This window comes from Pseudoalteromonas sp. SG45-5 (assembly GCF_014164085.1).
In the GTDB taxonomy this organism is placed as follows: domain Bacteria; phylum Pseudomonadota; class Gammaproteobacteria; order Enterobacterales; family Alteromonadaceae; genus Pseudoalteromonas; species Pseudoalteromonas aliena.
Genome location: NZ_JACJEM010000059.1, coordinates 21,752 through 27,784, shown reverse-complemented (window position 1 = coordinate 27,784; position 6,033 = coordinate 21,752). Strand labels below are relative to the sequence as shown.

General features: G+C 36.9%; 7 protein-coding genes. 2 read left to right on the top strand and 5 right to left on the bottom strand.

The window, feature by feature from the left end:
* The first annotated feature begins 484 nt into the window (after nt 1-484).
* Nucleotides 485-964 carry an RNA-binding protein gene (locus H5119_RS16905; RefSeq protein WP_138586187.1) on the top strand — a complete coding sequence of 160 codons (480 nt, stop codon included), beginning with the start codon at nt 485-487 and terminating at the stop codon, nt 962-964.
* Here H5119_RS16905 and murI read toward each other — a convergent pair.
* Both murI and H5119_RS16895 read right to left on the bottom strand, forming a co-directional pair.
* Entirely contained in the window at nt 933-1,727 is a 795-nt protein-coding gene (gene murI / locus H5119_RS16900) for a glutamate racemase (protein ID WP_077536658.1), read from the bottom strand. The genes H5119_RS16905 and murI overlap by 32 nt on opposite strands.
* 65 nt (nt 1,728-1,792) lie before the next feature.
* Nucleotides 1,793-2,932 (bottom strand): DUF5610 domain-containing protein, encoded by a 1,140-nt coding sequence (locus H5119_RS16895; RefSeq protein ID WP_182703051.1) that lies wholly within the window; start codon nt 2,930-2,932, stop codon nt 1,793-1,795.
* Nucleotides 2,933-3,096: 164 nt separating this feature from the next.
* Here H5119_RS16895 and trmA point away from each other — a divergent pair, with 164 nt between their 5' ends.
* Nucleotides 3,097-4,194: a tRNA (uridine(54)-C5)-methyltransferase TrmA gene (gene trmA / locus H5119_RS16890; protein ID WP_182703050.1), complete on the top strand. Its 1,098-nt coding sequence runs from the start codon at nt 3,097-3,099 to the stop codon at nt 4,192-4,194.
* Nucleotides 4,195-4,205: 11 nt separating this feature from the next.
* Here trmA and H5119_RS16885 read toward each other — a convergent pair whose 3' ends face one another.
* Genes H5119_RS16885 through H5119_RS16875 form a run of 3 tightly spaced genes read right to left on the bottom strand, consistent with a single transcriptional unit; the run spans nt 4,206 to nt 6,001 of the window.
* Entirely contained in the window at nt 4,206-4,658 is a 453-nt protein-coding gene (locus tag H5119_RS16885; protein WP_182703049.1) for a DUF523 domain-containing protein, read from the bottom strand.
* Between the two features lie 60 nt (nt 4,659-4,718).
* Nucleotides 4,719-5,357: a thiol:disulfide interchange protein DsbA/DsbL gene (locus H5119_RS16880; RefSeq protein ID WP_182703048.1), complete on the bottom strand. Its 639-nt coding sequence runs from the start codon at nt 5,355-5,357 to the stop codon at nt 4,719-4,721.
* Nucleotides 5,358-5,377: 20 nt separating this feature from the next.
* Nucleotides 5,378-6,001 carry a thiol:disulfide interchange protein DsbA/DsbL gene (locus H5119_RS16875; protein WP_182703047.1) on the bottom strand — a complete coding sequence of 208 codons (624 nt, stop codon included), beginning with the start codon at nt 5,999-6,001 and terminating at the stop codon, nt 5,378-5,380.
* Nucleotides 6,002-6,033: the final 32 nt, after the last annotated feature.

Genomic DNA, 6,033 nt, shown 5'->3' with positions numbered 1-6,033 from the left:
TTAGCGAACTAAGCTTGGCTGTTAGAACTCAATCTGTACGAGTGCCCACACAGATGATTGCTTTATATTGTTAAAGAACGTTTTGAGTCGCTTTAGCGTCTCAAGGGATGCGAATAATACACCCTATATTTTTAGAGTCAACACTTAGTTTTAAACTTTCTTTTGGAAGATTTAAAACTGAAGTTTTATTTAACTCTCTGAGTCGTTGCTGCCTTGCTATGCTTCGGCGTTTCCCGTCTCAGTGGGGTCGCATTATAGGGAGATCCGAAAACAGATCAACCCTTTTTTAAGATCTTTTTACTGTTCGAACAAAAATAGAACAAAACACCATAAAACCATACAAAAACACAGCTAAGGTGATGCTTTTTTACACTGTTTTTTATTATTTAACACAAATACCATTGCTATGTTTGATTAAGACGTTAAGATAGCAAGTTCACAATGTTAAATTAATGTTTATTTCCTGTTTATTGGTAGATCTAAAATGAAATTACCCGATCAAAAGTCTTTTATATTTTCTGTTATCCTTGCCGTAGTTGGTTTTGTTGTCGTTAAATTTGTTTTTGGCAGCTTAGCCTTAGACCCTGCACTATTATTTGGTGCTGGTTTATTAATAGGTGGAATTGTTATCGCAGCAATGTCATCTGAAGGCGCTGAAGAAGTTGAAGTGAAAACTAAGACTCTTTATGTTGGTAACCTCCCTTATCGCGCAAACGAAGGTGTTGTTCGTGCATTATTTGAAGAACAAGGCAAAGTATTTAATGTCCGCTTATTAAAGGACAAAAATACTGGCAAACGTCGTGGCTTTGGTTTTGTTGAAATGGCGCAAGCTGATGCTGACAATGCTATAACCAAGTTAAATGATAGTGAGTTCCAACAACGTACTTTAAAAGTTCGTGAAGCAAAGCAAAAACAAGATGAGGATGCTAATTCTATACGTCCTGAACTTGATCAATCAGCGTAACCAGCTTTACTACTAGCTTAGTACTAAAAATATCAGCCGTTGCATAATATTGCAGCGGCTTTTTTGTATCCGAAGCTTTTTTATTCAACCCACAGTAACTACTAAGTAAATCACTAACACGATTGGCTATTGCAGCACCAGAATCAAGCAACTGTACTTTTGAATTAAAATACGCGTTTATTGGTTTAGCTAAAATAGGAAAATGTGTACACCCTAGCACCAACACATCAACTTCTTTATTGATCTCTAAACTATCCAGCTCTTTATAAAGCTCACCTGTATCTAGTTGTTGAGTAAAAAAGTACTGCTCTGCCAGCGACACCAACCTAACACTACTATATAAGTTAACCGTTATATGCCTGGCATGTTCTTGAATGAGTTTAGCCGTATATGAACTTGATACAGTTGTAGGCGTGGCAAGAAGCCCGATATGTTTTGATTGACTTAATTGAGCCGCCGGCTTTATTGCAGGTACAACGCCTACAATTGGAATATCAGTAATTTGACGTACCGCACTCAACGCTGACGTGGATGCGGTATTGCAGGCTATAACAATTAAATCGACGTCGAGGTCTTCTTGTTTGATGAAATGTACAAGGGCGCATAAACGATTGATGATAGTTTGTTGTGATTGAGCACCATATGGCAGTAAAGCATTATCCATAAAATAACTGTATTGAGCATGAGGTATGCTCTGCTGAATATGCTCAAGTACGGTAGTGCCACCAATACCTGAATCAAAAACCATAATGTGCACTGACAAACCACTGTTCCTACTGTAAATTAAGAATAGCAGTTTGACATGTCACTTTTGTAAAGGAAAGCAGTTTAACTTTGCGGTGATTCTAGATTAGCCAGCTCATCTGCCGCAGTATTTAGTTGATCCAGATTTTCAAACATTGCTTTGGTATAATCAACTAATTTATCAATCTCGCTTTGATCTTGATTTAACCATTCCATAATACCCGATAATTGGCTTTGCAGACCCAGATCGGCTGCTTTTGTATAAACTTCTTTTAAATCGTCATTAAAAGGGGCTATTTTTTCCGAAACCGCCTTCTCTGGTATTGGTCTGTATTCTTCGTAGCTTTTTATCGTTGCAACCGTTTTGGTTTGTCTTAAATCCATTGAGAAAGCGACTAACTGTTCGTTACCTAAGCTCAATGCTTGCGCTTCTTCAAATGCTTTGTCTAAATCGCCACTAAAAAAAGTTTTACTCACTCCTTGTATGTCTTCCATTAGTTCATTAATCGCTTTTTGTTCATCTTCATTTAAATCACCATTAACCGACATAGAAAATGATAACTCTCGAGACTGCGATGATTCACTTATATACCCTTCACTATTTCCCTGCTTTTGATAACTGCTCGCTGACTGTGACTCAAAAGAGTCAGAGAAGCTAATACTAACTTCATCACCTTCTGCGGTAGTAAATTTGTATTCAGCGTTATTGCTTAAACTAGCGTATTGCGCCTGACTAATACTCACACTCGCCGGTTGTGGGTTAAACAAATCATCTTCAAGCTTATTAAGGCCATTAAAGATACCTTCTTTGGACTTATTAATGCCTTCTTCAATATCGGTATTAAATACACCGGTACCTTTTAATTCATCAATTGCATCATCAATCCCCATTTGCACACCTTTGCGGGCTTCACCAAGTATGCCTTTGAGCTTGTCATCATCAGCGCCATTAGCCTTCGCATTTTTGAGTGTACCTGTTACAAAATCGAGTACATTTTTAACTACCTCGCCAAAATCAAATAATGACTTATCTGCTTTTTTCTCAGCAACAGGTAAGCCAAGTTGCTCAGCCATCTTATCGCCCAACACTTTTGCCGCAAGTTCTTTCCCGCTTTGTTGATAACTATCTTGAGGAGACTTAATTGTTGGCTGTGGTATCGTTACTTTATTATTAAATTTATTGATATTGTTATTTGGCATAAAGCCAAAATTATTGATTTTCATAATTCGTCTCCTAAGCGTGAGTAATTTATTATCGGCTATAACGTATAAAACTAAAGGGGAACGCACAAAAAAACAGCATTAATTCTAGTCAAAACTAGACAAATACGCCTCGCCCCCTACAATAGCGCCGATAAACAGATCTCAGAGATAAGGTAGTAACGTTAATGGCAGTTATTAAAATCGATACCACACAATACGATGCACAATTAAGCGAGAAAGAGCAGCGAATACGTGCACAGTTCCAACGTTTTGGTGTAGAACAATTAGAAGTATTTAGTTCAGAGCCAACTAACTACCGTCAACGTGCTGAATTTAGAGTATGGCATGATGGCGACGATCTGTTTCATATAATGTTTGATCAACAAACAAAAGACAAAATCCGTGTTGATACGTTTGATCCAGCAGCACCTTTAGTAGGTGAAATAATGCAGGTGATGATTGAAAACCTTAAGCCTTGCGAAATATTACGTCGTAAGTTATTTCAAATAGATTACCTATCAACGCTAAGTGGTGAAATTTTAGTAAGTTTGCTTTATCACAAGCCACTAGATGATGAATGGTTAAATGAAATTAAAGCGCTTAAAGAAAAACTGAGCAGTAAATACAAAATTGACTTCATTGGCCGTGCTCGCAAACAAAAAGAAGTGCTGGGTGATGACTTTGTAACTGAACGCTTAACAGTTAATGGTCGCGAGCTTATTTACCAACAAGTAGAAAACAGTTTCACTCAGCCTAATGCTAAAGTAAATATTAGTATGCTGGAGTGGGCACAAAATTTATGTAAACCACTTAAAAATGATTTATTAGAGCTTTACTGTGGCAACGGTAACTTTTCAATTGCGTTAGCTGGTTCGTTTAATAAAGTGTTGGCAACGGAGATATCAAAATCATCTGTACACTCTGCTCAATACAATATTGCTAAAAACAACGTAGAGAACTTAGATATTATTCGTATGTCGAGCGAAGAGTTTACTCAAGCAATGAATGGCGAGCGTACTTTCTCTCGTTTAGACGGTATTGACCTTAAAAGCTATGACTGCCAAACCATATTAGTTGATCCGCCGCGTGCGGGCATGGATGAATTAACCTGTGATTTAGTGGCTAACTACGAAAGCATAATTTATATATCGTGTAATCCTGAAACCCTTGAACGTGACCTTGAGCACTTAACACGTACGCATAACGTTAAACGCTTTGCTATATTTGATCAGTTCCCTTACACGCACCACATTGAGTCGGGTGTTTTTTTACAAAGAAAGTAATTGCTGCATTATTAAAGTGCCAGTACTTTAATTAGTGCTGGCATTTGATCCTCGCTAAAAACCTTAATACCATTTTTTATTAATAATGCTGCAGTTAAACCCAGTCCTTCGATTTTTACTCCGCGATGCTTTCCATCATATATTGTATTTCGTCCGCAAGAAGGGCTCGATTCTTTAAGTAGAGCAAAACGAACTTGATTCTTTTTACACAGTTCTAACGCTATATTAGCCCCAGTTTGAAACTGTTCTGTTACATCTTCTCCTAAATTAGTAACTACTCTCCCCTGAATTATTTCAGCAGGAGATCTAGGTATAGGAAGTCCACCAGCGACCTCAGGACAAAACACTATTAATCTATTTTGTTTTTGCCACAAATTAAGCTGTGGATGCAAAATTGCGTGTCCCCTACCATCGTAGCGAACAGGCTGTCCTAGCAAGCAACTCGATACTAATATTTTTTCCATCACTATATCCTTATAAAGCAAAAAAGCTCCATTAAGGAGCTTTTTTTGATTTAGCTAAACTTATTTATTTGCTAAATAGTTAATCAGTTTACTGATATCTTCTGGCTTAGTTATACCCGACTCTTTACCGAGGTTTAACTTATATTTACCATTGACAATAAAAGTAGGTACACCACGAAGTGCGCCTTTTTCTTTAAAGTAGTCTTGATCGCGTTTCATTTTAGAGCTTAGTGTACGTACCGAAAAACTTTTAAACAACTTGTCAAACTTATCGCCATCAACGCCTTGCGCTACAAAGATATCTTTTACATCTGCAAGCTCATTAAACTTAGCGCGCTTGGTATGAATGTGATTAAAAATAGCAGAGATAATTTTATCTTTTTGCGGAAGTACTTCTGCTGTTGCAAGCGCTTGGCTCATCATTTGTTGATTTTCTGGATCGCGAACCCCCACAAAATCTACATGACTCTTTTTAAACTTAACGTTTTTATCAAGTGACGGTTTAAATTCTGAAATGAGTCCTTCCATGTTATTACATGCCGGACAGTAGAATGAAAAGAACTCTTTAATTTCTGGCTTTTTAGTTGCGCGCTCAGATACAACATCGTAATGCACGCCTTCTTCATAAGTTGCTGCAAAACTTGTCCCTGCCATAGGCAGTAATAGTGCAAGCAAGCCTGCTTTAACTAATTTGATCATTATTTTTATTCTCCAAAAATTTATAATGCTAGTAAAAATTTAACTAACTCATCAAGCTCTGTTTGGCTTTTAATAGTATTTATATTTATCTTATATTTATCATTAACAATAAAGGTAGGAACTCCGGTGAGCGCACCTAACGCTGAATATTTATTTTGCTTATCTTGCAGTGCACGTTCAGCAGAAATAATTGGCATGCTAGCAATATCACTATCAAACGTGTTGCTATCAATACCATTAATTTCAAGGAGCTTTTTAACATCTTTTATTTCTGTTAGCGGTGCACCTTGAATATGAATACTCTTAAATATCTGTTCAGCAATATTGTGTTCTTGACCATGCTTTTTAGCAATTAAATAGGCAAAGCTTAAATTTGATTGTGCTTGCGGTGACACACCGCCTAAGAAGTTAACGTGATTTTTAATAAACACGACACCGTCTGGTAAGTTTTTTTCGATAGCTTTAGCAACAGGTTCAAACTTAAAGCAGTGGCCGCAATAGAATGAGAAAAACTCGGTTACTTGTGCAGTTGAACTTTTTTCTACATCAATAACTGTATATTGGTTATCAACTTCAAACTGTGCAGCAAAAGCTGCAAAGGGTAAACAAAGAAGCAATAAGCTAAGTTTTATTTTTTTAAGCATGTGTGTCTCATTGTAATAATCTTTAAAGAAAA

What these genes read in the sequence shown, in the direction of transcription:
- H5119_RS16905 (WP_138586187.1), top strand. Translation starts at nt 485, where the DNA reads ATGAAATTACCCGATCAAAAGTCTTTTATATTTTCTGTTATCCTTGCC.
- H5119_RS16895 (WP_182703051.1), bottom strand. Translation starts at nt 2,932, where the DNA reads ATGAAAATCAATAATTTTGGCTTTATGCCAAATAACAATATCAATAAA.
- trmA (WP_182703050.1), top strand. Translation starts at nt 3,097, where the DNA reads ATGGCAGTTATTAAAATCGATACCACACAATACGATGCACAATTAAGC.
- H5119_RS16885 (WP_182703049.1), bottom strand. Translation starts at nt 4,658, where the DNA reads ATGGAAAAAATATTAGTATCGAGTTGCTTGCTAGGACAGCCTGTTCGC.
- H5119_RS16880 (WP_182703048.1), bottom strand. Translation starts at nt 5,357, where the DNA reads ATGATCAAATTAGTTAAAGCAGGCTTGCTTGCACTATTACTGCCTATG.
- H5119_RS16875 (WP_182703047.1), bottom strand. Translation starts at nt 6,001, where the DNA reads ATGCTTAAAAAAATAAAACTTAGCTTATTGCTTCTTTGTTTACCCTTT.